The 24,221-nt window shown below is 34.4% G+C and carries 22 protein-coding genes and 1 pseudogene; 11 read left to right on the top strand and 12 right to left on the bottom strand.

Going from position 1 to position 24,221, the window contains the following annotated elements; genetic code table 11:
• Positions 1–15: 15 nt before the first annotated feature.
• From AMD00_RS00070 to AMD00_RS00080, 3 genes are all read left to right on the top strand, one after another.
• Positions 16–1,440, top strand: a complete 1,425-nt coding sequence (locus AMD00_RS00070) for an aminotransferase-like domain-containing protein (protein ID WP_053415078.1) — start codon at positions 16–18, stop codon at positions 1,438–1,440.
• Positions 1,441–1,612: 172 nt separating this feature from the next.
• The gene (locus AMD00_RS00075) at positions 1,613–1,927 is read left to right on the top strand and encodes a PadR family transcriptional regulator (RefSeq protein ID WP_053415079.1); all 315 of its coding nucleotides are present in this window, start codon (positions 1,613–1,615) and stop codon (positions 1,925–1,927) included.
• 2 nt (positions 1,928–1,929) lie between these two features.
• The gene (locus tag AMD00_RS00080) at positions 1,930–2,457 is read left to right on the top strand and encodes a DUF2812 domain-containing protein (protein WP_157059140.1); all 528 of its coding nucleotides are present in this window, start codon (positions 1,930–1,932) and stop codon (positions 2,455–2,457) included.
• A 168-nt stretch (positions 2,458–2,625) separates the two neighbouring features.
• Here AMD00_RS00080 and AMD00_RS00085 read toward each other — a convergent pair whose 3' ends face one another.
• Entirely contained in the window at positions 2,626–3,225 is a 600-nt protein-coding gene (locus AMD00_RS00085) for a TetR/AcrR family transcriptional regulator (RefSeq protein ID WP_053415080.1), read from the bottom strand.
• Positions 3,226–3,429: 204 nt separating this feature from the next.
• On the opposite strand from AMD00_RS00085, the gene AMD00_RS00090 reads away from it, so the two are divergent.
• Together AMD00_RS00090 and AMD00_RS00095 are read left to right on the top strand one after the other, a co-directional pair.
• Positions 3,430–4,542, top strand: a complete 1,113-nt coding sequence (locus AMD00_RS00090; protein ID WP_053415081.1) for an NAD(P)-dependent alcohol dehydrogenase — start codon at positions 3,430–3,432, stop codon at positions 4,540–4,542.
• Positions 4,543–4,561: 19 nt separating this feature from the next.
• Positions 4,562–6,016, top strand: a complete 1,455-nt coding sequence (locus tag AMD00_RS00095; protein ID WP_053415082.1) for an aldehyde dehydrogenase family protein — start codon at positions 4,562–4,564, stop codon at positions 6,014–6,016.
• 226 nt (positions 6,017–6,242) lie between these two features.
• Here the strand turns inward: AMD00_RS00095 and yidC are convergent, their stop codons facing one another.
• A complete protein-coding gene (gene yidC, locus AMD00_RS00100; RefSeq protein WP_053415083.1) occupies positions 6,243–7,016 on the bottom strand; it encodes a membrane protein insertase YidC in 774 nt (257 codons plus the stop codon).
• A gap of 37 nt (positions 7,017–7,053) precedes the next feature.
• Complete coding sequence (locus tag AMD00_RS00105) at positions 7,054–7,332, bottom strand: hypothetical protein (RefSeq protein WP_053415084.1); 279 nt, start codon at positions 7,330–7,332, stop codon at positions 7,054–7,056.
• Positions 7,333–7,618: 286 nt separating this feature from the next.
• On the opposite strand from AMD00_RS00105, the pseudogene AMD00_RS00110 reads away from it, so the two are divergent.
• A pseudogene (locus tag AMD00_RS00110) lies at positions 7,619–8,087 on the top strand (DUF523 domain-containing protein).
• Between the two features lie 38 nt (positions 8,088–8,125).
• A complete protein-coding gene (locus tag AMD00_RS00115; RefSeq protein ID WP_053415085.1) occupies positions 8,126–9,310 on the top strand; it encodes an ABC transporter permease in 1,185 nt (394 codons plus the stop codon).
• Between the two features lie 152 nt (positions 9,311–9,462).
• Here the strand turns inward: AMD00_RS00115 and AMD00_RS00120 are convergent, their stop codons facing one another.
• The 4 genes from AMD00_RS00120 to AMD00_RS00135 all read right to left on the bottom strand — a co-directional run bounded on the left by AMD00_RS00120 (position 9,463) and on the right by AMD00_RS00135 (position 14,557).
• Positions 9,463–11,271: a sulfatase-like hydrolase/transferase gene (locus AMD00_RS00120; protein ID WP_245639409.1), complete on the bottom strand. Its 1,809-nt coding sequence runs from the start codon at positions 11,269–11,271 to the stop codon at positions 9,463–9,465.
• A 198-nt stretch (positions 11,272–11,469) separates the two neighbouring features.
• Positions 11,470–12,669, bottom strand: coding sequence for a toxic anion resistance protein (locus AMD00_RS00125; RefSeq protein ID WP_053415086.1), 1,200 nt, complete (start codon positions 12,667–12,669; stop codon positions 11,470–11,472).
• On the bottom strand, positions 12,659–13,315 hold the full coding sequence (locus AMD00_RS00130) for a 5-bromo-4-chloroindolyl phosphate hydrolysis family protein (protein ID WP_053415087.1): 657 nt from the start codon (positions 13,313–13,315) through the stop codon (positions 12,659–12,661). Before AMD00_RS00130 ends, AMD00_RS00125 begins: the two co-directional genes overlap by 11 nt.
• A gap of 528 nt (positions 13,316–13,843) precedes the next feature.
• The gene (locus AMD00_RS00135) at positions 13,844–14,557 is read right to left on the bottom strand and encodes a tyrosine-type recombinase/integrase (RefSeq protein ID WP_322787039.1); all 714 of its coding nucleotides are present in this window, start codon (positions 14,555–14,557) and stop codon (positions 13,844–13,846) included.
• A gap of 360 nt (positions 14,558–14,917) precedes the next feature.
• Here AMD00_RS00135 and AMD00_RS00140 point away from each other — a divergent pair, with 360 nt between their 5' ends.
• A complete protein-coding gene (locus tag AMD00_RS00140; RefSeq protein ID WP_053415089.1) occupies positions 14,918–15,286 on the top strand; it encodes a DUF6713 family protein in 369 nt (122 codons plus the stop codon).
• A gap of 450 nt (positions 15,287–15,736) precedes the next feature.
• On the opposite strand, the gene AMD00_RS00145 is transcribed toward AMD00_RS00140, so the two are convergent.
• Positions 15,737–16,836, bottom strand: a protein-coding gene (locus tag AMD00_RS00145; protein WP_245639410.1) for an IS3 family transposase whose coding sequence is annotated in 2 segments (ribosomal slippage) — positions 15,737–16,617 and positions 16,617–16,836 — 1,101 coding nt in all. Because the reading frame shifts where the segments join, the coding sequence is not laid out codon by codon here.
• 644 nt (positions 16,837–17,480) lie between these two features.
• Positions 17,481–19,208 (bottom strand): globin-coupled sensor protein, encoded by a 1,728-nt coding sequence (locus AMD00_RS00160; RefSeq protein WP_053415092.1) that lies wholly within the window; start codon positions 19,206–19,208, stop codon positions 17,481–17,483.
• A gap of 126 nt (positions 19,209–19,334) precedes the next feature.
• Between AMD00_RS00160 and AMD00_RS00165 the strand changes: the two genes are divergently transcribed.
• From AMD00_RS00165 to AMD00_RS00175, 3 genes are all read left to right on the top strand, one after another.
• Entirely contained in the window at positions 19,335–19,622 is a 288-nt protein-coding gene (locus AMD00_RS00165; RefSeq protein ID WP_053415093.1) for a DUF1033 family protein, read from the top strand.
• 218 nt (positions 19,623–19,840) lie between these two features.
• Positions 19,841–20,041: a cold-shock protein gene (locus AMD00_RS00170; RefSeq protein WP_038189357.1), complete on the top strand. Its 201-nt coding sequence runs from the start codon at positions 19,841–19,843 to the stop codon at positions 20,039–20,041.
• A 261-nt stretch (positions 20,042–20,302) separates the two neighbouring features.
• A complete protein-coding gene (locus tag AMD00_RS00175) occupies positions 20,303–20,674 on the top strand; it encodes a VOC family protein (RefSeq protein WP_053415094.1) in 372 nt (123 codons plus the stop codon).
• Positions 20,675–21,018: 344 nt separating this feature from the next.
• On the opposite strand, the gene kynB is transcribed toward AMD00_RS00175, so the two are convergent.
• The 3 genes from kynB to kynU all read right to left on the bottom strand — a co-directional run bounded on the left by kynB (position 21,019) and on the right by kynU (position 24,054).
• Positions 21,019–21,645, bottom strand: coding sequence for an arylformamidase (gene kynB / locus AMD00_RS00180; protein ID WP_053415095.1), 627 nt, complete (start codon positions 21,643–21,645; stop codon positions 21,019–21,021).
• A gap of 75 nt (positions 21,646–21,720) precedes the next feature.
• Positions 21,721–22,575 (bottom strand): tryptophan 2,3-dioxygenase, encoded by an 855-nt coding sequence (kynA, locus tag AMD00_RS00185; RefSeq protein WP_053415096.1) that lies wholly within the window; start codon positions 22,573–22,575, stop codon positions 21,721–21,723.
• A gap of 201 nt (positions 22,576–22,776) precedes the next feature.
• The gene (gene kynU / locus AMD00_RS00190) at positions 22,777–24,054 is read right to left on the bottom strand and encodes a kynureninase (RefSeq protein WP_053415097.1); all 1,278 of its coding nucleotides are present in this window, start codon (positions 24,052–24,054) and stop codon (positions 22,777–22,779) included.
• Positions 24,055–24,221: the final 167 nt, after the last annotated feature.

Here is a 24,221-nt window from a genome sequence, read left to right on the forward strand (position 1 = left end):
GAGGAGAAGATCATTTTGCAATGGAAACCAAAACGACATTCACAACTATCCCTTCATAGCCAAATCGTTGATTGGATAACTTCTCTTATACAACAAGGTGAATGGACGATAGGGATGAAGCTACCACCTCAAAGAAAGTTAGCTGAAATGTTGGATGTGAACCGTAGTACAATTATTCAAGTATTGGATGAGTTAAAGGCTGATGGGTTACTTGAAACAAAAAGAGGTGGGGGTACTTTTGTGGCTAATAATAGCTGGAATGTCCTACTAAATAAATCACAGCCCAATTGGCAAAAGCATATTCAAACGAGTATTCATAAGCCTAATTACCATACAATTCAACTAATCAATGAATATGAGCAAGATGCATCTATGATACGGTTAGGTACTGGAGAACTGTCTCCTGAATTATTGCCAACCAATTTACTAGAAGAATCACTACAATCCATGTCACTTAATGCTCGTGATATAGGTTATTCAGAACCGAAAGGGAGTAAAAGGCTGAGATTAGTTTTAAGAGATTGCTTGCGTAAACAAGGTATTCATACATCTCCTGAAAGTATTTTAATCGTTTCAGGTGCGTTACAAGCACTTCAATTAATTTCAGTAGGTTTACTTGAACAGCAATCCATTATTTTTCAAGAGCATCCTTCATATTTAAATTCTGTTCACCCATTTCAATCTGCTGGAATGCAGATGGTGTCTGTACAAAGCAATGAACGATTAGAAGAAACATTAAAAGCTTTAAAAGGAAAAAGACAATCTCTTTTCTATACTGTCCCAACATTACATAACCCTACTGGAAAAATAATGTCAGTGGATGAACGCCATCGATTATTGGACATCTGTAGTACGTTGCAAATACCAATTATCGAAGATAATGTATATCAAGAATTATTATTTGAAGAATCTGTACCCTCTTTGAAATCATTTGATCAGTCAGGACAAGTTTTGTATTTGGGCAGTGTATCAAAGACTTTAAGTCCGGGGCTCCGAATTGGCTGGGTCGTCGCGCCTGAACCGGTTATCAATCGACTCGCTGATATTAAAATGCAAACTGACTACGGCTCCAGTGCTTTTTCGCAAGAAATCGTCGCACTCTGGTTAGAGACTGGTTTATATGATCAACATCTTGGACAATTGCGCCAACAATTACAACAGCGTTCTTCATTTGTTGAAGGGATATTAGAAAAAGATTTTAATGAAGTGGCAACATGGGAGAAGCCAAAAGGGGGCTTTTATATTTGGCTGAGATTTAATGACCCTATAGTTAATAAAGCATTGTTTTTAAAACTTATAAAGCAAAAGGTTCTTATCAATCCTGGCTACATATATGATCCTAATGATATGTATCATATACGCTTGTCTTATGCATATGCTTCATTGGCTGAATTACAAGAGGGGCTTGCTATATTGTTATCCAGTATTAAGTTACATTAAAGTCAATTAACACAGGAGTCTATGGGATAAAGTTATTACTCAAAAAGTGAAAATGTACTTAGGAATAAATAAGATTTAAAAAGCAATCTCATCCTGAGGTTGCTTTTTTGTATCACTTAATGATATATTACTTTTAGATATATCATTAAGTGATACATATGGAGGTGCTAAGTTGAAGTCACTTGAACAATTAACAGATCCAGTATTTTATATTATGGCAGCATTAGCAAAACCAAAGCATGGCTATGCAGTGATGAGCTTAGTGGAGGAAACAACGAATGGCGCATTTGTCATTGGACCTGCAACTTTATATACGATTATTAAGAAATTATTAGCCGAAGAATTGATAGTGTTACATGACGCATCAGATTCTCGCCGTAAGGTATATGTACTTACGGAAAAAGGGAGAACCGTTTTAGAAAAAGATATTGAACGACGCAAAATAATGCTTACGTTAGCGGAAAAAGAACTTACAAAGGGGGACTAAGTATGACGAAAATGAAATATATGATGTCTGGGGGATTAGCGTTTTCCGAGCAAAAAGATATGCAAAAGTTACAGAAGAATGCACAAAAAGGATGGCATCTAAATAGTTTTGCAACACTTGGTTACAATTTAGAAAAAAAGGAAGCAGAGGATGTACAGTATAGTATTGATTATCGTAAGTTAGAAAAAGGTGAAGAAGAGGAATATTTTGAATTATTTTCTACAGCCGGTTGGACACATGTTTGTTCAAGTTATGAAATGCACATTTTCAAAGCTTCACCTAATATAAAACCAATCTACACTGACGTAGAATCTAATATTGATAAAATTGAACGATTAGCTAGACCAGTTAATATTTCTACCATTTTTGTTGCACTAATTGCTATGTTATTTTGGGTAATCATGACTTTTACAAATAGTCCGTTTCAGCAAATAGGTACCTGGTTATTTATTTGTTCATATGTATTACTGATGCCGATGCTTGGGATGCTAGTTGTTCTCCAATATCGTAAGTGGATTAAAAAGTGTTAAATGCAAGATCTTATCTTTAAATATTATAATAGTTGTCAAGACGATAAACACCCCAGTGGTTGGAGATTAAATCTAACCATTGGGGTGTTTGTTATTACCAAATATAATAGAAAATAATTCTCATTTATACATGCTATCCCATTACTAATTTATGTTGTAGAGCAGAGGTTAAACTTCACCTTTTAACTGCATCATTAGTGAGGATTGGATATGTAATAAATTAATAATTCGACGAGCCATCTCGGAAGGGGATGCATCGTAGTCGTTACGAATCCATTCGAGAATAAAACCGCAAATGCCATAAGAGCGATATTGAATAAAATAGTCGTCATTAATTTCAAGATACTTGTCGCTGACAAATGACATTCGCTCTTGGAAGATGTATTGTAATTTGCCAAGTAATAATTCTCGAATATTCGGAATGCGATCTTCCATAACAATTAAGTCATAATAATCGCGATTGTCGACGATATATTGAAATACATCTGTCCCATCTGGTCTCATAAGAGTTAAATCGAGCAATGGATTGTCGCGAGTTGGCTTACAAAACTCGTACTCAAAGTCAATCATTTCAAGATGGATTAAATCTTTTGCCAGCTCCTCCTTGCCGTCATAATGCACATAAAACGTTGTGCGATTATAATTGGCTTCTTCTACAATATCCTTTACTTTTACTTGTGAATAACCTTTTTCTTTAACGAGTTTTTTAAACGTTTGACGCATTGTTTCTTTCGTTCTTTCAACACGTCGATCTTCTTTTTTTGTCATATACTTTCTCCTTTTTAGACATTTTAAAAAAACTGTTGAATAGATATACAAAAAAACTTTTGTGTTGAAAACCTGTACATAAAAGATTTTTTGGTGATTGATAGAGATAGGTTATTAGTTATACACTCAACACGAGTCAGTGTTATGACTTTTCACGCTTAACATGAGAATAACATACAACATAAAAAAAGTGAGGTTGAATATATGGAAATTCAAGCTATGGTAACAACAACTGAAAAAGACTTTGTAAAACAAACTTTATTATTAGACGATCCAAGAGCAGATGAAGTGCTTGTGAAAATCGTCGCTTCTGGTGTATGTCACACAGATGCAACTGTATTAGATGGTACGCTTCCTGTACCGCGCCCAGCTGTATTAGGGCATGAAGGTTCAGGTATCGTTGTAAAAGTTGGATCGAATGTTTCAACTGTTCAAGAGGGAGACCACGTTGTACTAGGGTTCGCATATTGTGGACATTGTGATAACTGTTTGGATGGTAATGCAGGTGGATGTGAAGACATGATACCGTTAAACTTCTCTGGTCGGAATAAACATAATTTAACACCAATTCACACACATGACCATCAAGATGTATCGCAATTTTTCGGACAATCATCGTTCGGTACGTATGCAACAGTTGATGAGAAAAACGTTGTCAAAGTTGATAAAGATGCAGATTTACGTTACTTGGGCCCACTAGGTTGCGGTTTAATGACTGGTAGTGGTACTGTATTAAACTCTCTTGCACCGGCACCAGGTACAAGCCTTGTTGTATTCGGTACAGGCGCTGTAGGTTTAAGTGGTTTATTGGCTGCTAAAATTGCAGGTTGCGATCCAATTATTGCTGTTGATATTCACGATAGTCGACTTGAACTTGCAAAAGAATTAGGTGCAACACATGTTATCAACAGCATAAAAGAAAATCCAGTTGAAAAAATTAAGGAAATTACAGATGGAAAAGGCGCACATTACTCATTCGAAACAACTGGTGTACCAGAAGTAACACTTGCTGCACTTCATTGCTTACGCGTAAAAGGTACTTGCGCAACGGTTGCAGTAGGTAAACGCGACTTAACATTTAATGTAACAAACGATTTAATGTTAAATGCTTTAACTTTAAAAGGTGTAATCGAAGGGGATGCTGTACCACAATTATTTATCCCGAAACTGGTTAAATTCTTTAAAAATGGTCACTTCCCAATGGATAAACTAGTTAAATTCTATGATTTAGAACAAGTAGAGCAAGCATTTGAAGATTCTAAAAATGGCTCTACAATTAAACCAATTTTAATTTTAGATAAAGAATATAAAGCTTAATTAGTGAGGAGCGATTGGCATGTTCAATTATAAAGAACTAACAAAAAGCTATATTAACGGCAAATGGGTTAGAGGCGAGAGCGAAAAACAATATACGTTAACAAACCCATATGACGACTCAGAACTATCAACATTCCCAATTGCTTCAAAAGAGCAAGTTCAATACACGTATGAAGTAGCAGATAAAGCTTATATTGCATGGGCAAAAGATGCTGTAAAACGTCGCGAAGTACTAGAAAAAGTACTTGCCTTCTTCACAGATAACGAAGAAGAAATCGTTCGAGTACTGGCTGAAGAATCTGGCTCAACATACGTTAAAGGGAAAGTGGAAGTGGGCTTAACAATTGCCTGCATTCAAGAAGCGTTCAAGTATGTTGATTCATTAGGCGGGCGTGAATTACCAGAAGTATTGCCTGGTAAAGTCAACAAAGCTTATCGCAAACCATTAGGTGTTATTTCATCCATTTCACCATTCAATTTCTCACTTTATTTATCAATGCGTACTATTGTACCTGCGCTTATGCTTGGTAATAGTGTTGTGCATAAAGGCGACATTCAAACAGCTTTAACAGGTGGTACAATCATAGCAAAAGCGTTTGATGAAGCGGGCATTCCTGCTGGAGTATTTAACGTTATCTTAACAAAATCATATGAGATTGGCGATTTAATGATTGAACATCCAACTGTTAAATTAATTAGCTTTACAGGGTCTACACCAATGGGTTGTCATATCGGTCAAGTAGCTGGCGGTCTATTAAAACGCGTTGCATTAGAGCTTGGCGGTAATGCACCGTTTGTCGTGTTAAAAGACGCGGATGTTGATCAAGCAGTAAAAGCAGCAATCTTCGGAAAATTTTTACACCAAGGTCAAATTTGTATGATGATTAATCGTATTATCGTTCACGAATCACTGTACGATAAATTCGTAGAAAAATTTATCGTACATGCAAAAGGTTTACCATATGGAGACCCAAGTGATAAGTCAGTAGTAATCGGTCCGCTAATCAACCATTCACAACTTGAAAATGCATTGGGCTTTATTGAAGAAGCGAAAAAAGATGGCATTGAAGTACTATTAGAAGGCGAACGCGTCGGTAACATTTTAACACCAACAATCTTCGGGAACGTATCTCCTAATAGTAAGCTTGCACATACAGAACTGTTTTCACCAATTGCTTCTATTATTAAAGTATCTTCTGATGAAGAAGCAATTGAAGCTGCAAACAATACAGAATTTGGCCTAAGTTCTGCTATCTTCACATCAGACTTAGTAAAAGGTGAAGAGTTAGCTGCAGGTCTCGAATTCGGCATGACTCATGTCAACGATCAAACGGTAAATGCTATTGAAAGTTCACCATTTGGTGGTGTGAAAAACTCAGGTATGGGTCGCTTCGGTAATCCATGGGTAGTAGAAGAATTTACAGAAACAAAGTGGGTATCTGTACAAACAATAGATCGTGAATTTCCATTTTAAGATTAGCTAGCTGAAAAGTGATTCGATCACGTCATTAATTCGTAAGATGATCTGAAAGCTTTAAATCATAATATGAAACATCTATCTAAAGTTAAGATTTATAAAAAGCATTAGATGTTTCAAAATGATTGTATGAATCAAAAAAGAATTAGATAAAAAAAACAAGAATGTTGTTAAATCAACATTCTTGTTTTTAATGTTACTTTGAATACGATTAAATATTCCATCAGTTTTTTTGTTGTACAAGTATTTCAATTTTAATGAAATTCCTTGCAATGTATTGCTGAATGATAAGAAATAATGCGCCAATCGTCCAGTAAAGTGGCAATACTGCTGGGCTGCTGAAGCTAAATACGGTAATCATAATAGGGGAGAGTAAACCCATAAAACGCATTTGTTTTTGTTGTGTTTCATTCATATCTCTAATTGATAATTTAAACTGAATATAATAAAGTAAGCCTGCTATAAGTGTCATTACAATATCTGGAGTCCCTAAGTTAAACCAAAGAAAGCTCTGTGAGGAAAGAGTTTGATCTCCTCTAATGGCATAATATAACGCCATTAATATTGGAGTCTGAATTAATAATGGTAAGCAGCCAATATTCAGAGGATTGACATTATGCTTCTTATATAATCCAAATATCTCTTGCTGAAGTTGTGCTTTTTCTTCAGCATTGTTAGTGTTTTTAATTTTATTTTGTAAAGCATCCATTTCAGGTTTTAAATTATGCATCTTTTGTTGCATTATTTTTTGACTTTTATAATTTTTGAGCATTAAAGGTAAGAGCAAAAAACGAATGATCATGGTAATAGCAATGATGGCAAGTCCATAGCTACCACCAAAGTGTTTTGCAAAAAAATGAATAATATTAATGAATGGTGCAACAAAATGGTCATGCATAAATTCAGAGTTGCTAGTTCCGCTATTACCTTCAGAACAGCCTGTTAAAACTATTAATGTTAATAAAACAAAATATAAACGCCAAAACTTAATTTTCAATTATAGTCCTCCTTTTGATTTACAAAATGCTTATAAATCAAAAGGCATGTTCTTCTGTATTATCTTGATCCGTACAAATACATTTAACTAGCCAATGTAAGATTGGAGGGAGCCATTTAACAATGACTTGTGAAGTATTAGATTTCATGTCCAGTACTAAATCGTCGGTACTTTGATGCCAAGAACAATTATCGTCTAAATGTATATAGAGCAGCATAGAACTAACAAGTATAGGAATAATTAAATACATAAAATCTATGTAATTCATAAAATACATCCAATCACTTATCAGACCGATTAGTATCTCCATCTCCACATGTATCCCTCCCTCGTAGTATTGTTTGGTTAATTGTTTAACGAATTCACCATTTTATATTATTATAGATAGATTGTGCATATTCTAATGAAATAATATACTTTATCAACTGAAAAATCTAGTAAATGCCATTGTTAATCTGTTATCTAAATTAAGATTTATTCAAATACTTACTACATTGAGAAAATTGATCAAGGTAATAATAAATTGGTAAATTGATTTCAGTTTAGTTCTTCTAGTTTAATTTAATAAGGAATTAAGATACAGTTATATAGAGGTGATAGCGATGATAGTAGTAAGTTCATGTTTGGCAGGATTAAATGTAAGATATAACGGTACACACAGTTTAGATCATAAAATTCATAAACTAATAGAAAATAAAAAGGCTGTTACTGTATGTCCTGAACTGTTAGGTGGTTTCTTAACACCAAGAGAACCTGCGGAAATAATAGGTGGCAATGGGGAAGATGTACTGGAGGGCTAAAGTAATTGAAAAATCAGGTAGAGATGTTACGGAATTATACATAAAAGGTGCTGTTGCTACACTTAAAAAGGTGCAGGAGCTAAATGCAACTATGATTGTCCTCAAAGAATACAGCCCATCATGTGGTAGTTCAATGATTTATAATGGACAATTTGAAAATGAAAAAATTGTCGGAAACGGTGTTACGACTGCTTTACTAAAAAGAAATGGATTACAAGTTATTTCAGAAGAACAGTTTTCTAAAGTTAAACTTGAAGGAATTACTAGCTAACATAAATTAAGAAGTCATTTGATAAGTAGGAGAAAATAATGAAGAATCTAGAACAGGTTTGGGACAAAAGATTCCAACAATATTTGAAAGAACTTTTTAAATACCTACGATTTGTCTTTGCTACAAGTTATATAGCTGTAATTATTGCTGGAAGCTTTGCTGTTGCTTATTATATGAAATGGTTACAGGTGGTTCCGTATGATTTCCCTTCTGAGTGGCTAGTATCTACTATTTGTGGGGTATTGTTGTCATTTAGTAGTCCGGTAACATTAATTCGTGAACCTGACCAGGTCTATTTTTTACAACTAGAGTCTAGAATGGATAGCTACTTTAGAAAAGCGTTGAAATGGACATACTGGTCGCAAATTTTCGCTGTACTAGTCATATATTGTGCTGCAATTCCTCTTTTACTTAAAGTAGAAAGTCCATCCTTATGGAAAATCTTATTGGGATTATGTGCAGTATTAATTTTAAAATATATTAATGTTCAAATTGAGTTTTCAAATCACCGAAAGAAGCAGGGGAGACATCGCTTTATTGATCGCTTACTTCGGATGTCTATTTCAATTATTATCTTGAAGTTGGCAATCGAGGGAGAAATCATTTTCTTCTTCATTTTTATTGTCATATTCGTAGTATATGAGATACAGGATAGAAAGGAAGCTATATTAGAACCTATTCCGTTTGACTATTTTTCAAAAATCGAAAGTGCTAGAATGGCTCGATTTTATCGATTTGTGAGTTATTTTACAGATGTACCTTTTTTAAAAGAAAATATTAGTCGAAGAGCATGGCTCGATTTTGCGACTAAGCTTATACGTTACGATCAAAAAAATTCTTCTCTTTATTTAATAGTTCGTACTTTTATGAGAACAGATGAGTCCGTTTATTTATGGTTAAGGTTAACGATTATTTCAGCTTTTATAGCAGCCTTTGTAAACGTACCTTTTGTTGTATGGGTGATTGTAAGTGCCTTGTCATTTGCAACGATATATCAAATTAAACATATGTTCATTTCACCGAGGGGTGTTAGAATGAATGCTTTTTATCCGATCCCAGATAGTAATCAACAAATAGCCGTCAACAAGCTATTGCGTGCATTGATGCTCTTACAAGGTAGTATTGTTTTGTTAAGCAGCTCTGTACAATCAGCTTCATTAATAATTTTCATTCTTATAATTATTATTGGGGAAATGACAATTCGCTTTACTGGAACGAAATAACCCTGTAAACCATAAGTAATAATCTTAGTCGAGTAAATAAGTATGCATAAAAAGAGGTCAATTCAATTCTAAGAATTGATCTCTTTTTCTATTTTGTACTTCGTAAGATTATTATTCTGTAATTGTATAGGGTTATCATAAAACTAGGTAATCTAATTGTCACATGAGGGCATACCTGGAACGGAACCACTAGTAGGAGATAGTTTCTTTTGGCTACATTGTTCTTTAAGGATTCTTGTTAAAAGTTGTTGAATTTCTTTTGATTCAGGTGTTTCATATATAGGATTGGAAAGGTTTATCTCCTCGAGCGGATCTCTTGTTAAATTATATAGCTCAAATTGATCAGGAACAGGTGTTGTTTTGGTAGTAGTAATACAAACATCAGCTTCAGTGTTATCAGAATTTAGGACTTTACTTTCCTGATGCGTAATATTGTCCTCTACACCTGGTTTACTCCAAAATTTAGGATTATCAAAGTAACGAGAAAACTTCCAAATCTCCTTTGTATTATTTTCACCTGTATATAGTTTAATAATTACGGTTTCAATATGATTAGGCTGAATAACTGAATCATATTGTTTACCTATTAAACTAACTTGGTTCAACCCTTTTGTAACATCATCATCCGTCATAAAGTAAATAGGTTCATGGGTACGAGGGAAATTATTCTTTCCTAGCAGTAAAGGAGTTAAGTCTCGTCCTACGAATGGATGCACTTCTGTATGTTCTTTTTTGAGTTTTTCTTGAATTTGTTTTACATCAATGTTTGCAAGCCCAAGTATGGTTGGAATAATGTCCAAATGACTCGTTAACATATCTGTTTTTCTATATTGAGAGAAATGCTTTGGACTATGAATAATAAGGGGAACATGTATAGATTCCTCATATGCGTTATACCATTTTTGAAATAATCCTCCATGAGCTCCGACTAAACTTCCGTGGTCAGCTGTAAAAACAACAATCGTATTTTCATAAAATATAGACTTTTTGAGAGCGTTAAATACTTTTATCATTTCTTGATCTACCTTTTTTTGAAGCGAAAAATAGAGTTGTCGGTAAAAGAGAGAATTAGCAGTAGGTTGAAAGGCTTTTTGAAATATGTCACGGTAGCTTCTTTGTGCAGTTGGTTTAGTGAATAGAGATTCTTGTGCTGTAGGGGCTGGTGGTATATAAGGTACAGAAGGATCAATTTCAAAATTAAATGTTGGTAGAAATTCACTTAAAAGACCATATAAAGTGATATCATGTGGATTTACGAAAGATGAAACAATGAGCCACGGTTTGTAATTTTGTACTTTAGCTTCTTCCTCAAGAGAATGAATTAAGTCAACTACCTCTGCAGAATAGACTTCATCACGCCCGTCTAAGCCAACAGCTGCAGATGAGCCAGAATTACGTGGATTTGAACCATGTGGCTCAGGGCCAATCCAACCGTTAAAACCATATGCATTTAAACGATTGGCATTTTTATAAATTTGCTGTTGTTGATTTGGTACACCAGTTGCTGAGTTATAGCTTGGTAATGCATTATGTGTGCCTGGAATTAAAACATCTTCATCAGAGATATGCCATTTACCTTTCCAAAATGTAGGATAGCCGGCTGCGCGAAAGTAGTCACCTAAAGTCGGTACTGTATTATGATCAAGCCAGAATACATCCGAGTCAAAAGCTCCTTTTGCAATGCCTGTTGTTTGTGTGACACCATGCAGTGATGGATATTGTCCTGTGAATAGTGTAGCTCTGCTAGGAGAACAAGCCGAACTACCAATATAATGATTTAAAAAGGTCATACCATTATCAAGAAGTGATTCTTGCGCTTTCAAGTTATTTTTACGCCATTCTTTTAATTCTCCATTTTCATAAACGGTTGGAAATCGTTCTTCATCTACAATAATGAAAAGAAAATTTGGCTGTCTATTATGTGGCAGGCAACGATCATCTGATTTCCTAGATTTGCGCAACTTATTATTTCCCCCTTAATTTTATAAGAGATATATGTCGTTATAATATGTAAGGAACTGTTGAATGATTGCAATTTTTACTTTTTGAAAATCTAAAAATACTATTCAAAGGGTATAATGAATCGATTTTTAAAAAAACATATATGAAAATTATAAAGAGCCCAATTCTTATGTGAGAATTGGGCTCTTTTCTATAAGTTAGTAATTTGTACGATTATTATTTTGTTGTTGTGTATGAATCGCTAGTAGACGTTGTTTTAATTCGCCTTCCATACGAGCAATTTCAATTTCAGCTGCTTTTCGTTTTTGACGTCCATCTGCTTGGATTTGTAATGTTTCTTCGATTGTTTGAAGAAGGTTTTCTTGTGTTTTTTTCAAAGTATCGATTTCAATGAGACCGCGTTCGTTTTCTTTTGCAGTTTCAATCGTATTTACTTTGAGCATTTCAGAGTTTTTTAGTAATAAGTCATTCGTTGTTTTGGTAACTTGTTTTTGTGCTTCTACGGCTCTGCGCTGATTGTTTAAAGTAAGAGCGATGGCAATTTGGTTTTTCCATAAAGGGATAGCTGTCATTATCGAAGCTTGAATTTTCTCTGCTAACGTCTGGTTCGTTTGTTGAATCATCCGGATTTGTGGCGCAGATTGAATTGTAATTTGACGAGATAGTTGTAAGTCGTAAATACGTTTTTCAAGACGATCCACGAATTGTGCCAAATCATTTACTTCTTGTACAAGCATTTGGTCATTAGCAAATTCTGCTTTTTGACGTAATTCAGGTAATAGCTTGGCTGTGATTTCGTCTCGTTTAAGTTCAGCTGCAGCGATGTAAACATTCAATGCTTCGAAATACGTTTTGTTTTGCTCATATAGTTTATCAAGCATTTGCACATCTTCAACTAAACCGCGTTTAGAATGTTCCAATTGAATGCCTATACGGTCAATTTGTGTGCTAAGTTTTTGATATTTTGTCATCATTTCCTGGATCGGACGAGCAATTTTACCGAAAAGTTTGCGAAGACCTGACTTTTTATCTTGAGAAAGTTCTTCAGGATCGATTTCAGATAGTTTATCCATTAAATCTTTTAAGACATCACCTACTGGACCAATATCTTTACGTTGTACATGGTCAAGCATTTGATGAGAAAAGCGTGAAAGTTCATTTTGAGCATTAGCACCATAAGTTAAAATGGATTCATAGTTGCCAACTGGAATTTGCGAAGCAAGTTGTTTCGCTTTCTCTTTATCCTCATCCGATAATCTGTCAATTTGTTTGACGGGCATGTCCGGATCAGGGGAAGTGGATGGTGCTTTCGCTAGTTCTGGTTGCATATCAAACGGATTGCTAAGTAGGTCGTCCATTGATTTAACTGGTTCCGGTGAAGAGGGATTATTCGTCATATAAATTCTCCTTTCGAGCTATCAAAGGTTTGTTTTTTTGCGTTGAGATCTGAGCAAAATCTAGTTCCATTTTTAACTCTTCTATATCAGATGCTAAGACAGCTCGTAGATCTTCTTGCATTGTATGATTTAAGTCTTCTAATGTATCACGTGTTTGCTGAAGAGCAATATGAACATCTATGTCTTTAATCGGTTGCGTTGAGAGTAGGGCATATTTCTCAGTCAATTCAGCAGCTGATTCTAGATGGGCATAAAAGAAATCTTCGGCTTGATAAAATTTCTTAGGGTTTGTCCGTACGATTTGGAAAATCCGTTTTGCTAATCGATTCATTTCAAATAGTTGTTTAAAGGCAGAGATAGAGCGAACCTTTGTGTAGTGTCGATTTAAGTTTTTAATTTGAGCTTCTGCTAACATCATTTGTTCTTTAATGTGACGATATTCTGAGCGAGTTATGCCTACCATTTTCAATTGCTTTCTTACTTGAACTTTTTTGACAATATAGGCTGTTGTAAAATAAGTGATTAAAGCTAAGCCAGAACATTCAAGAAAATTCAGTTTAAAAGCAAATAGAAATACAAACCACATGAATAAAGAAAAAGGAATTGTGATTGCATATCTTGCTAGAAAGTGTCGGAAATTGAGCATTATAAATTCCTCCTTAAACACCCTAATATTATGTACGAAATAGATACAAGAAAGTTTCACTTTATCGTACAAAAAAGAGTCGGTCTAATCATTATCCGACTAAGTGATTTTATATAGTTTTAACGACAGTGAAAACCCTTAATAAATATAGTTTTTTCTCTTTTCGCTATTTCATATAATTTCAATTAACCGTATTCAAACTAAGTCAAAATCGTAGTCAAAAAAATGGTCAGTTATTAAGAAATTGAGCATAACCAGCTTTTTCGGTAACGTGTGCGTAAATGTTTATAGTTGTTTGGGTATTGATGCCCTAAACGTTCTTTTCTTTCATACTTGTCCCAGCTTCAAATAGTAAGCTGCAATGAGTATGTCTTAAACCATGTGGTGAAATTTTTCTAATTCATATTTATTTTGAACTAGAAGTATCCACTTTTGAGGCATAGCAAGTTGAAGATATTCATTATTTTTATTACTGAAAATCAGTTGATTAGTTTTTAAAGTGTTGTAGCCTAATTTAAAGTAGTCTTGTTATTGTTTCTTTTTCCACACTTCCAAGATTAACATAGTCTTTTCGTCCATTCCAATTGTGCGGATGGATTTTTTTGTTTTAGTTGTTTTAACGAAAAGGCGACCGTTTTCACCACGTGTTAATGTTTTATTAATTCTAATTTCATTTGTTTTAAAGTTAATATCGTTCCAAGTAAGGGATAAGGCTTCACCACGTCTCATTCCACTAAAAGCTAGTAAACGAAAAAGCACATATGCTTTGTGATTCGTTCCTTTTTCAAGGTAATTTAAAAATTGAACTAGTTGTTCTTTATTGTAATAATTTTCGTTTTTCTCTTCTTTTTCAATTGGTTCAATTATGCGTTTGGGCATTTCTACCAGCTTTATTGGGTTATTTAGAATGTATCCACGCTTTATTGCAAAATAAAATACCCTTGAAGCATATCTTTTAACAATGTCATAACGCTGAAATTCATTGAACCACTCATTAACATGTTTTTGACAAACATCCACGGTAATCTTTTCTATCTTATACCTACCTATAGCAGGTAATACATGCCTTCTAAAAATTCTTTCTACTCTTATAAATGTACTTTCGGAGACAGAATTTTTATACTGTTCAACCCATAGATCGTAAACATCTTGGTAGGTTTCAGCAATAGTTTTTCGGAAAGTACCTTTAAAACGGGTTCGAGTACAATGGAAAGTCTGGATTTGCCTGGTATATTTCAGGATATGATAAAGAAGGTTTGAAGAAGATTCTTAACCAGTTTATTAAAGTGCATACTCTTCTATCGTTTTATGAACCAAACAGGGTATCGGAAATATGTGAATATAAGGTATTAAAATGGCGTTCTAAGAAAGAAAAGCCGAAGTTAATAAAAGAATCTATCGATGTCTCGAAATATTACGATGAATTAGGACTGACAAAACATTAATCAGTAGACCACTCTTGATCGGGTGGTCTTTTGTTATGTAACGTAATTTTATGTACATACACGACTTAATATCTACATATATTGGCAATTTGCTGAATGATTTGGGAGTAGTTTTGTAGTAACATTGGTTATATAAATTATTTGTGGGAGGTTTAAAATGCCTGATTTATTGCTTGTACTTTTTTTATTAAACTTATCTTTATTTCTTTTGCACGAAATGGATGCAATAAGGCGTTCTGAGTGGAGATTGTTTATCGTACTAAAAGATATGGAAGATTCAAAAGCTTATAAAGCATTCACATTTATTCACCTTTTTCTTTATGTAATAATACTCTCTTTACTTTTCAGCGATTATCAGACAATTGTATTTTGGTTTCTAGATATATTTTTCATCATCCATGCAATCCTGCACTTATTTTTTGAAAAACACCCTCGAAATGGATTTAAAAATACATTTTCAAGATTAATTATTTATCCAATGGGGATTCTTGCGGTAATACATTTATTATTTTTAATTAATACGTAACATTAATGGTATAGATAATTTACAAAGTCACATCTAATTGACGTGGCTTTTTCTTATGCACTCATACAAGCACATGAAATGAAGATTCTTAATAATAGTATGAATTTGCTTCTTCTATAACGTTAGTACTAGGGTGAAATATTGTGTATTTTTACATAGGCAATCCACATTAAGAGGAAATGTGCGCTAATCTAGAGAATATATTAAAGTAAGGTCGTGAATATAAAAGAGGGGATTAATTTTCAATGTTTACCAAGTAAACAACCCCTATAGGAGGAACAAAGAAATCCCTACATCAGGGTTATACAATCTAGTCCTTCATCAAAACAAGAATCAGCTTAGTGGTAAGTAAAATAAAATTTAGCGACAAACCCAAAATAACCACAAAAAAGCACTGGCGATTGGGGACGGGACTGACCCCTGTATTTAAGACAGGAATCAAAAAAGCATTTATCCAACCAGTTGTCGGTATTGTACCGGCGACTGGTTGTTTAGTTTCGCTTGTATTCGAATATAGTTATAATACGTTATATAGTCTTTGACAGTTTGTTCTACGATTGCCGTCGTAGTGCTCCTCAAATTGTCTAAATAGAACGTTTCAGACTTTAATGCAGAATGAAACGATTCGATAGGGGCATTATCAGCGGGCGTACCTTTACGGGACATGCTCATGATAATGCCTTTTCCTTTGACAGCTTGTTGATATCGATAAGATGTGTATACCGAACCTTGGTCACTATGAAGTGTAAACCCTTCGGGTAAAGTATCTAATTGGGATAAGGTATTAAACACGAAATCAGTATCTTGGCAATCACCAATCGAATAGGCGATAATTTCTCCATTATATAAATCTTGAATACTTGAAAGATACAATTGTTTCTGACCAAAAGGCAAGTAAGTAATATCGGTAACGAGCCTTTGTAAAGGTGCAGTTGCCTCAAAACTACGGTTCAGTATATTATCTGCAATGTGGTATGGTTGTCCAGTTTGTTTACGTTTTTTTACTTTTACTCGACATTGCCAACCATATTTTTGCATTATACGTTGCACGACTTTATGATTCACTCGTATTTCTTGATGTAAGAGTGCAGTAATTTTTCGATAACCATATCGAAATTTATGTTCACGACAGAGTTCACCAATACGTCGCTCAATTACATGGCAAGATCCTGCATCAGTAGATGCTTGTTTCCAACAATAATAGGTAGATCGTGTAACCCCTAAGTGTGTACATATAGCTTTCACACTCATTATTTCTTTTAAAGTCTCCACTAACTGTACAACTACTTCTCCAACCACTTCCTCTCCAATTCTTCGTACTTTTTTAAGACCTCAATCTGTTGTTTTAAATAACGGTTTTCCACTTCTAATTTTGTTTGTTCATTCTCATATTCAGGACCTTTATCAAAGGTATATTGTTTACCTACCGGTTGTTCAAATCGATGTATTTCTCCGTTTTTATACCAACGCATCCCTGTTTTCACTTGTGTTTTATGCCGTATATTTAATTCAATTAAGATTTGTTTCACTGGTATACCAGCTAATCGCATCTCAATAGCCTACATTTTCACTTCGTATGGATAACTCACTCTTGTTCCCATAAAAAAACACCTCCTAATTGAATTTTAGGTATCTAAACCCGAATTCAATCGAAGATGCTTTTTTTATTTGTCTATGCCTTTGGGGTCAGTCCCATTAAACCAGTGCTTTTATCTATAAATCCTGCCCCCGACAACGCTATTATGGGTAAACCGTAGTCAAACCCGTATTCAGTGGATTTTGTAAAAGTGTAGAAAGTCTTGTAAACGTTGATATTACAACACTTCTTTAAAATAGTAGTCGGTTTAATCAATATCCGACTCCATAGAAGTATACCTTTTAAATCATTATGTAATTCAACACGGAAACTATTATTTTCCGATAGTGGATTAACACCACGTTGTAACATATTGAAAAAATAGGTAGTCTGCTCATTAGTGCCCCTATAATAACTTCAATTTGCAAACGTTCATTTATTTAGCAGTTACCCTTCAAGCCGATGAGAATAGATTTTTGTTTAATGAAAAATCGATATCCGTTATTCCGAGCATTGCAAGTAAATACAAATGCGCTTGCTTTTTCATTCTATTGATTCCAAAAAATTTAGAAGTGGTAAGCCGGTATTTACTATATTGACGGCTTATCTATATTTATATTATATGATTGAGCGTTCTTTTTCCAATTTTTCAATGAGTTCATTAATATATTGGAGTACTTGTTGAGATGAGCTTTCAACCTCTATTAATGCTAATTCAGCATCGGAGATTTTACCTGCGTTATAGGAAACAGCAGCTCGTTTTGCAGCTTCATGAACTTTTTGGTGATGTGAGTCTAACTCTATATAGGCCCTTTCTTTCCCGAACCTATCGCGTGCTTTTTCAGATGAGTACCATTTCCCTAGTCTGCAATCTCTATGTGAAGATACTTCATTTTTTTCGATTCTCTCTAGCCCTAAGAACATATTATAGACGCGCCATTTCCATAGAATGTGATCAGCTTTTGATAATTGTAATAGGGCATTACTTGATAGCTGTACATTATTATTTTCTACAATACTTAATCTGAAATGATTAATCTCAGCACCTAGTTGATGGATACCAGCTGATGTTGCTTGTCCTAATTCGCGAATATCATCTTGCAAATCAGAAATTTGTACCATACGATGAGAGACTTCATCTATTGCAGCAGCTTGTTGTTCTGATATTGCAGCTGTATTTGTTACATCTACATTAATCTCTTCGATAGCTTCTACGATTGAGGAAAGAAGGGGAAGAGAATCTTTTGCCTCATTTGTTGCTTCTTTTATAATAGTCGTTGTTTGGGAAATCGATGTTGCTACATTACTTGAATAACTTTTCAGATGTTGTACGTTTGAAGAGACTTCTCCTAATGCTGATACAGTGTTTTCAGCGAGCTTACGAACTTCTTGAGCAACAACAGCAAAGCCTTTTCCGTGTTCACCTGCACGTGCTGCTTCTATAGAAGCATTTAGAGCAAGAAGATTTGTTTGATCAGCAATCTCTTTTATTAAAGTTACTACATTCTCGATATCATTGACTCGTTTTTGTAATTCACTGAATGATTCTACAATCGAAGTGAAGGTTTCTTCCGTTTTGAAGATTTCATTTAATGCTAAGTCAATGGTGTTTTTACTATTTGTTGCATATTTGACAGAGTCAGCTGTTTTTTCAGAAATACGGGCGGATGTTTTAGCTACTTCAGTAATGGAAGCAGTAATCTGTTCTGTTGCAGCCGTGGATGATTGAATTTCTTCGTTTTGACGATCCAAACTATATACAAGGTCTTTCATATACATAATTTGTGAGTTCGTATCCATTAAAGCTGAAACTTCACTAACTGCATGTTCAATCATTCTTTCTGTTGCTACCTCAAATAATAGTTCTTGATCGATATTCACAGCACCTTGAAATGAACGCATCAAGTCGAATGCTTTGGCAGGTTTGTACCCAAAGTTATACAATATGTGTGTAGTCACATAAAAAGCAAATTGATTGAAGATAACAATGGTTTTACCTGGTTCAAGTTTATGATGCCTAAATAAGTAGAAGAAACGAACAGTTTCATCTACGTACTTTTCATCTCTAGGATGTAAAAAGAATGCATTTAAGTATTTTTCTATATATTGATTAGAAATTGGATTATGTTTATTTGGCGCAATTTCTTCTAAGTATTTTGTGAAAATATCACGCATGGAAGGTGTACATTCCATTAATTTTGAATACAGCTCTTTTAAGTTTTCTTCATCTCTTTTATGGAAATTATTAAATGCTAATGTATCTTTAAACCTCCCAACGGTATTGATATCAGTTCCTCTTTGGAGAAGCTGAGCCATTTCTAATTTGGGTCTAATAGTAGCAAACATCCGTATCCCCCTATGTTAAAATGTTGTATTTTTATAGTAATTTTAGCACATTAACAGTAGGGAATAAAGGCACAAAAGAAGGTTTCGGTAGAATATTCAAAATACAAATAAAAGGATTTGAAAAATATGTATAAAATAATTTATATGAAAGCGGATTATGAGCCGTGGTGGCAATTTGAAGGTTGGGAAGAACATATTATTGAAGAAAATGTATTTGAAATTAAAGAAGAAGCAGAGCATTATTTGATTAAGACTTTACAAATTTTCAAAGAAAAGTATGATCACGACGCTAGTAAAAAAGAACGATTCTGGGCATTTTGGTCTGATGATGAAGTTGGGTTTTGTGAAGCTTGTGATGAAGATATCCAAACTTATCACGGTATTATTTGGTTAGATGAGAAAAATCAACCTTAAATATAAGAATATTTACCAAAAATCATGAACATTCATTGACAAAACTTCCAGCTGTACGTATAATTATCTTAACAATTGAAATTGATTAACCGCAACTCGCATTCACATATTCCATGAAGTGATCGGCAGTAGTTCGGTACTTTATGGAATATGTGAATTTTTGATTTCGGTCATTAATTGCATATTGTCTACATTTATTTTTTTGGAGGTTTTCTCACATGAAACAAGGTACAGTAAAATGGTTTAACTCAGAAAAAGGCTTCGGTTTTATCGAAGTTGAAGGCGAAAACGACGTATTCGTACACTTCAGCGCTATCCAAGGTGATGGCTTCAAAACTCTTGACGAAGGTCAAAAAGTTGAGTTTGAAGTAGTTGAAGGTAACCGCGGACCACAAGCAGCTAACGTTACTAAACTTTAATATTAGCTAATAAAAAGGAATATCTTTCGGGATATTCCTTTTTTCAGTTCTTCTTTATGTAGATAGTATGTATTCTTTGAAAAATATGTAATGGAAAAGCTTCTGTTGCTAGTATAAGTTTAAATGAGTGAAATAATACATTATTGCAAATTATTTTTGGAATAAGATTTCTAAGGATGTTAATAGTACCGTAGAAGCGATAGTCTATATTAAATCGTACTTAACATGTTATACTAATTTAATCAAATAGGAGGTGGCGTTATGATTAATAAAATTGGACAAGTAATGCTATATGTAAATGATGTTGAGGCAGTTGCAACTTTTTGGGAGGATAAATTAAACTTTGTTGTTCGACAAAAAAGCAACGAACCATTATCGGTAGAACTTGCACCTACTGAAGACAGTGAGACTAGTTTTGTTTTACATGATAAAGAATTTATAGCTAAGATGAGTCCGGAATTGCATTTAGGTACACCATCTATTTTGCTTTATACAAATGATCTTGAAAAAGACTATCAAATTTTACAAGAAAAAGGCGTAAAAGTAGGAGCAATCGTTGAATTACCTCATGGAAAAGTCTTTAACTTTGCAGATGTTGAAGAGAATTACTTTGCTGTAATTGAACCGAAATAATTCCTAACTAAACGCCATTTATACAATAGAGATGTGTACACTAAAAATAGTGAAATCATATCACTAGTAGTCAGGATTCACGATTTTATCACATCATCAGAATTATTGTCATGGAAGCGATAAATCTTGTCTTCTGATAATCTATAAAGACCAAAAACACATATTAGCTAATATGTGTTTTTTCTTTTTATGGACTTGTTAATAAGAGCTTAAACAAAGTTATCAGTATTTAATGGAACAAGATAAATAAAACAAGCCAAAATAATTTCGTGACCCAGCTCGTTCATATGAAAAATTTTATTCAATACATACATTTTTATTATTGTTTCTAGGTCTATTTCTTGTTAGGGTAATTTTTTCAATACAGCACGTACAGGACTTCCATCTGCTTCAACCAATGGGAGTGGGAGGGCTGCCAACTCATAATTACCTGGTCCAATACCATCTAATATAAGCCCCTCCAAAATGTGAATATTATGACCAGCAAGTTCATGATGGGCAGACAATTCTTTACTTTCAAGTGGATCTACTGAAGGTAAATCAAGGCCAATAAGACGAACACCAAGTTCTGAAAGATATGCCGCTAATTCTGGTTGGATATGAGGAATGGTTTGTGGAAAAACGCTTCGATTCTTCCATGCATCTGTGCGAATTAACAGTCGTGTCACGCCTTGTAAATCAAAATTGGATAATTCATTGACGCCAATGCTAGTTTTGTTTGGTAAATGGATGACTTGTGCATTCCCTATATATAAATCGAGATCCAGATCAATTACTCTTTTTCCGTCGTTATCAAAATGAAAAGGTGCATCGATATGAGTACCCGTGTGTAGACTCATATTGATTTGACCTACATTGACAGATCCACTGTCATTTTTACTCCAGTTGATTTTGTATGAAAATGGAGTATCTCCTGGCCATACTGCAACGTTTTTATCAAGACGTTGTGAAATATCAATCCATAAACCCATGTATCTTACCTCCATCTCTTTTGGCTATTATTCTCTTTGACGTTCTTTTAAAAGAAAAATCTACTTTATTTCTTTTTATAACTTTGTTCTTAAACTCCATAGTTCTGGGAAAAATTGTTGATCCAGTACTCTTTTTAAATATGTAACACCTGATGATCCACCGGTACCTTGTTTATGACCAATAATTCTTTCTACTGTACTTACATGATTAAAGCGCCATAATTGCTGTTGATTGCCAATGTCTACTAACTTCTCAGCCAATTCATATAAGTCCCAATATTGCTCGACATCGCGATAAACTGTCAGCCATGCCTCTTCGACACTAGTATTTGGTTCATATTTTTGTGAAAAATCCCTGCTAATAGCTTCTTGGTCAATAGGTAACCCACGTGCCACAAGGGCATTAATCGCAGCGTCATAAATACTTGGCTCATGAAGGGCCTGCAGCATTTGCTCAGATAGTTCTTTCTGATGTTGATAGACTGATAGCATATGGACGTTTTTGTTTCCTAATGCAAATTCAATTAAACGATTTTGATAAGATTGAAATCCAGAAGATTGGCCGAGTTTATCCCTAAATTCCATGTATTCAGAAGGTGTCAAAGTTGAGAGGACACTCCATGATTGAATCAATTGCTGTTGAATTCTCGAAACGCGCGATAACATTTTAAATGATGGTTCCAGCTTATTTTGGCGTATACACTCAGTAGCAGCTGCCAACTCATGTAAAATGAGCTTCATCCATAACTCACTTGTTTGATGGATAATGATGAAAAGCATTTCATCGTGATGGTCGGAAAGTCTATACTGACTTGATAAAATTTTATCAAGGTGGAGATAATCTCCGTAAGACATCGATTTTTGAAAATCAGTTTGAATTTCTTTCTCTAGCCCAGTTATTGTTTGTTCGTTGTTATCCTTATTCTTCATTCTGCGATCCCCTCACTTTTCATATATAAATCGCTTCCCAACATTCTATTCTATTTTTTTTCATCTATAGAATCTTCCGCTACAATAATCAGCATTTCTTCTTTTCAAATAAAATAGGGGACAAGTAAAAATAGTAACGGAAGAATCCCGAATTGAAGCATGACTTAGAAATTTGTAAACTGTCCTTTGATGGATATCACGTTATGCAATAACTTCTCGTTCATTCTTGAATTTTTCATATTTTTTTTCAGACATGATATTCTTGAGTATTTGTATCACTTTCCAAACTTCTGCGTAGGAAGTATATAATGCAACTGGAGCAAGACGAATGATGTTAGGTGCTCGGAAATCTGGAATGACACCGTTTTCTTTCAATGCCTTACAAATGCGGGCAGCTTCTTTATGCTCAAGGCTCACATGACCTCCGCGACGTATGTCTTCTCTAGGAGTTCCAATGAAAAACCCCATGTTTTCCAACTCAAATTCCACTAAATCTATTAAATATTGATTGATTGTTAGAGATTTTTCTCGAATATTCTCAATTCCTGCTTCTAAAAAAATATCTAAAGACCCAATCAAGGGTGCACAACTTAAAACATGAGGAGTTCCAATTTGGTACGCGCCTGCAGATTCTGCTTGTGTTAATGTATGTTCCATATCGAATTGTTTATCTTTTTTGGACCCGAACCATCCAGCCAATCCAGGCATCGTGCCAAAATGTTTTCGATTCACATATAAGCCCCCAACTGCACCAGGGCCGCCATTTAAGTGTTTATAATTGCACCAATACGCAAAGTCAACACCCCATTCACTGAATAAATGTGGGATTGCACCAATAGAATGACATCCATCAAATCCGATCATGATTCCTCTTTTATGTGCTTCCTCAGTTAAACGCTTCAAATCCAATATTTGACCACTGCGATAAAGAACTGTAGGTAAAATGATCAGAGCGATGTCATCGGTCATTGCTTCGATAATGTCACCCTCATCGAGAAATCGGCCATCGCGACTTTTTACACGAATGAGATTGGTTTGCGGATCGTATCCATGGATAGAGAGTTGACTTTGAAGAGCATAAATATCAGTAGGAAAAGTTAGTTCATCTGCTAAAATTTTTGTGCGTATTCCTTCCGGCTTATAAAAAGTAGCTACAAGTTGATGCAGATTTACAGTTGTAGAGCCGGTTACAATGACTTCCTCGTGAGATGCGCCCACTAATTGTGCAATCTTCTCAGCCAATTTCTCTGCCATGTAAAACCAAGGGTGATTCCCTTGATTCCATCCGTCAATCCCGTACTTTTTCCAATCCTCTAAAGATTCCAAAAGAGTGCGCTCAGCTCTTTTCGAAAGAAGTCCCAATGAGTTTCCATCCATATAGATAGAATCTGGCTTTAAATAAAACTCTTCTCGAAAACTTTTAAGGATATCTTTCTCATCCAGTTGTTTTGCGTAATCCAAAGTGTATTTTGAAACCATAATGATCCTCCTAAATTGGTTTGCCTGAATATTCCAGAGAATCGTACCAAAGAATATGACACAATGTCAATAAGGTAATTCAGAAAATTATTAATATTAAATTATTTGAATATTTTTTCCAACAAATGTTTTTTATTTTGAAAAATTTAATTTATGCTAGAAATAAG

Origin of the sequence: Viridibacillus arvi (assembly GCF_001274945.1) — a bacterium.
Lineage (GTDB): Bacteria > Bacillota > Bacilli > Bacillales_A > Planococcaceae > Viridibacillus > Viridibacillus arvi.

What these genes read in the sequence shown, in the direction of transcription:
- AMD00_RS00080 (WP_157059140.1), top strand. Translation starts at nt 1,930, where the DNA reads ATGACGAAAATGAAATATATGATGTCTGGGGGATTAGCGTTTTCCGAG.
- AMD00_RS00085 (WP_053415080.1), bottom strand. Translation starts at nt 3,225, where the DNA reads ATGACAAAAAAAGAAGATCGACGTGTTGAAAGAACGAAAGAAACAATG.
- AMD00_RS00090 (WP_053415081.1), top strand. Translation starts at nt 3,430, where the DNA reads ATGGAAATTCAAGCTATGGTAACAACAACTGAAAAAGACTTTGTAAAA.
- AMD00_RS00095 (WP_053415082.1), top strand. Translation starts at nt 4,562, where the DNA reads ATGTTCAATTATAAAGAACTAACAAAAAGCTATATTAACGGCAAATGG.
- AMD00_RS00115 (WP_053415085.1), top strand. Translation starts at nt 8,126, where the DNA reads ATGAAGAATCTAGAACAGGTTTGGGACAAAAGATTCCAACAATATTTG.
- AMD00_RS00125 (WP_053415086.1), bottom strand. Translation starts at nt 12,669, where the DNA reads ATGACGAATAATCCCTCTTCACCGGAACCAGTTAAATCAATGGACGAC.
- AMD00_RS00130 (WP_053415087.1), bottom strand. Translation starts at nt 13,315, where the DNA reads ATGCTCAATTTCCGACACTTTCTAGCAAGATATGCAATCACAATTCCT.
- AMD00_RS00140 (WP_053415089.1), top strand. Translation starts at nt 14,918, where the DNA reads ATGCCTGATTTATTGCTTGTACTTTTTTTATTAAACTTATCTTTATTT.
- AMD00_RS00160 (WP_053415092.1), bottom strand. Translation starts at nt 19,208, where the DNA reads ATGTTTGCTACTATTAGACCCAAATTAGAAATGGCTCAGCTTCTCCAA.
- AMD00_RS00165 (WP_053415093.1), top strand. Translation starts at nt 19,335, where the DNA reads ATGTATAAAATAATTTATATGAAAGCGGATTATGAGCCGTGGTGGCAA.
- AMD00_RS00170 (WP_038189357.1), top strand. Translation starts at nt 19,841, where the DNA reads ATGAAACAAGGTACAGTAAAATGGTTTAACTCAGAAAAAGGCTTCGGT.
- AMD00_RS00175 (WP_053415094.1), top strand. Translation starts at nt 20,303, where the DNA reads ATGATTAATAAAATTGGACAAGTAATGCTATATGTAAATGATGTTGAG.
- kynB (WP_053415095.1), bottom strand. Translation starts at nt 21,645, where the DNA reads ATGGGTTTATGGATTGATATTTCACAACGTCTTGATAAAAACGTTGCA.
- kynA (WP_053415096.1), bottom strand. Translation starts at nt 22,575, where the DNA reads ATGAAGAATAAGGATAACAACGAACAAACAATAACTGGGCTAGAGAAA.
- kynU (WP_053415097.1), bottom strand. Translation starts at nt 24,054, where the DNA reads ATGGTTTCAAAATACACTTTGGATTACGCAAAACAACTGGATGAGAAA.